Genomic DNA, 1,968 nt, shown 5'->3' on the forward strand with positions numbered 1-1,968 from the left:
GAGATTGAGGACGGTGATCTGGCGTATCTTGCCGCCAATACGTTCGCTACGCACCTGTGAGGGGGGTGTTTATTTGGCACATCCTTTCAGACTCCAAAAAAAGCCGCCCTATTTCGTGAAGCCATTGAATGGCAAGGGCTATGGAGAAATCGAGGGCTAAAATTGTCGTCTCGTGATTTTGAACAGAAAGCAGACCGTTTTGCTGTTTTCTGAGCAGAGTAGAGCGATATTTGGCACATTCCAAGACGTAAATGAACCCCAGAAGTAACGCTGCATCGGCTACCAGGGCGTCGTTGGCGGCGGTCTCGGTTGATGCCTGGAGGTGGCCGGCCCTGGCGGTGACCTTTACCATTGGCACGCCCTGGTCGTCGGTGGCGGTATCGGCGTTACGGGCATGGCTGAAGCCGATCATTGATAACGCCAGCGCCCAGGTGTAGTGGTGTTCTTGCATGCTTCCTCCTTGGACAAAAGCATGCCATACCTACCGGGAAACAGGTATTAGACAAAAGGCATAGTCAAGCCGCCCTGGCGTTCGGATCGCCGGTACCAACGCCGTCTGGAGTGATCTCGCCTCTGTCGATCAAACCCTTATAGATACTAGCTATCAAGCCGGCCGCCCTTTCTGGCTTCGCGTCCGGGTAGCTGATTAGGTAGCCCTGAATAACTGCCGCCAACGCACCTTCGTTGATCTTGTTCAGTAAAGGAAGTGGCTCGGGCTTCTCCAGATCGGCGAGCAGCATTGGCCCTTCGCCGGTGAGCAGCCAGTTGGCGTTTATTCCAAACCGGATCAGTGCAGACACTGCATCCCCGCCAGGCATGCGTTTGCCTGCCTCGTAGTCCTGTAGCGACGGGACAGGTATCCCAGAAAGCGTGAAAAGCTCCTTTTGGGTCAAGAAAAGCTCTGTCCTGGCCTTCTTAAGCCGATCTCCTACAGCCTTTTTTTGGTTGCCGACAACAATCACGGTGTCGACAACCTGCGTCGACAACCGAGCGCACGGTTGTCGACAAACGTAAACATATGATTAAACATAAGAATTCTCAATTCCATAATAAAAACATGCAATCCAGTGTCGACAACCAAAATAAACGTTGACATAGCCATGCAATCGCATGTTAAATACACCTCATGGCAACCAACCAAGAGGAGCAAGGAATGAACGCTAAAGTCGCAAAAAAAGCCAGTCAAGAGGACTGGCACCCCGCCGATGTTATCTGCGCACTGCGCAAGAAAAAGACCACGTTACGTGCTCTGGCAACGCTGCACGGAATCAAGGACAGCAGCAGCTTTTCTGCTGCTCTGGTGCGCTCGTTGCCGACCAATGAAAAGCGCATCGCTGACGCCCTTGGGATTCACCCGATGGTGATCTGGCCCTCGCGCTACAACGAAGACGGAACCCGTAAATTACAAGGGTTTCGTGCTGTTCAGTGTAGCGCAGCAGCACAACCGGTCAATGGTTATCTCGGGCTGGCTGCATAGCCATGACAAACCGCATATCTCTCGCGACCCTGCACATCCTGCTAGTGGGTAAGTATCACCTGCAAGGGATAGGCATTGTGGCTTCTGACTTCGGCGGCTACTTCGGCAAGGTGCCGAAGTGAAAACCCGTCGTGACCCGATGACGCTGGACCTGTTCGAGGTTCCGGTGCCGCGTAATCCGACCCCTGGCGCGCTGGCCGTTGGGCCGAGTTTGCGCCAGCTTTTATCCGATTTAATGAAGGATTCGCCACGTTCCCGCGTCGATATCGCTGCCCATATGAGCGTGCTGACCGGACACGACATCAGCAAGCACCAGCTTGATAGCTGGACGGCGGACAGCCGCGAAGGCTGGCGCTTTCCACTGGAGTATCTGCCGGCGTTTGAAGTGGCCCTGGCGTCGCATGCGCTGATCGCCTGGCTGGCGGATTTGCGCGGCTGCAAGGTGCTGGTCGGCAAGGATGCGCTCGATGCGGAGATCGGCAAGTTGGAGC

4 protein-coding genes are annotated in these 1,968 nt (G+C 54.8%); 2 read left to right on the forward strand and 2 right to left on the reverse strand.

The features are described from left to right. Positions 1–46: 46 nt before the first annotated feature. Together ACOYNV_RS28030 and ACOYNV_RS28035 are read right to left on the reverse strand one after the other, a co-directional pair. Entirely contained in the window at positions 47–451 is a 405-nt protein-coding gene (locus ACOYNV_RS28030) for a hypothetical protein (protein ID WP_422903108.1), read from the reverse strand. Positions 452–515: 64 nt separating this feature from the next. Continuing rightward, on the reverse strand, positions 516–962 hold the full coding sequence (locus ACOYNV_RS28035; RefSeq protein WP_422903109.1) for a helix-turn-helix domain-containing protein: 447 nt from the start codon (positions 960–962) through the stop codon (positions 516–518). A 191-nt stretch (positions 963–1,153) separates the two neighbouring features. On the opposite strand from ACOYNV_RS28035, the gene ACOYNV_RS28040 reads away from it, so the two are divergent. Together ACOYNV_RS28040 and ACOYNV_RS28045 are read left to right on the forward strand one after the other, a co-directional pair. Continuing rightward, the gene (locus tag ACOYNV_RS28040; protein WP_422903110.1) at positions 1,154–1,477 is read left to right on the forward strand and encodes a helix-turn-helix domain-containing protein; all 324 of its coding nucleotides are present in this window, start codon (positions 1,154–1,156) and stop codon (positions 1,475–1,477) included. 118 nt (positions 1,478–1,595) lie between these two features. Continuing rightward, positions 1,596–1,968 (forward strand): hypothetical protein (locus ACOYNV_RS28045; RefSeq protein WP_422903111.1); only part of this gene is annotated, 373 nt, incomplete at its 3' end.

The organism is Propionivibrio sp. (genome assembly GCF_049316945.1).
In the GTDB taxonomy this organism is placed as follows: domain Bacteria; phylum Pseudomonadota; class Gammaproteobacteria; order Burkholderiales; family Rhodocyclaceae; genus Propionivibrio.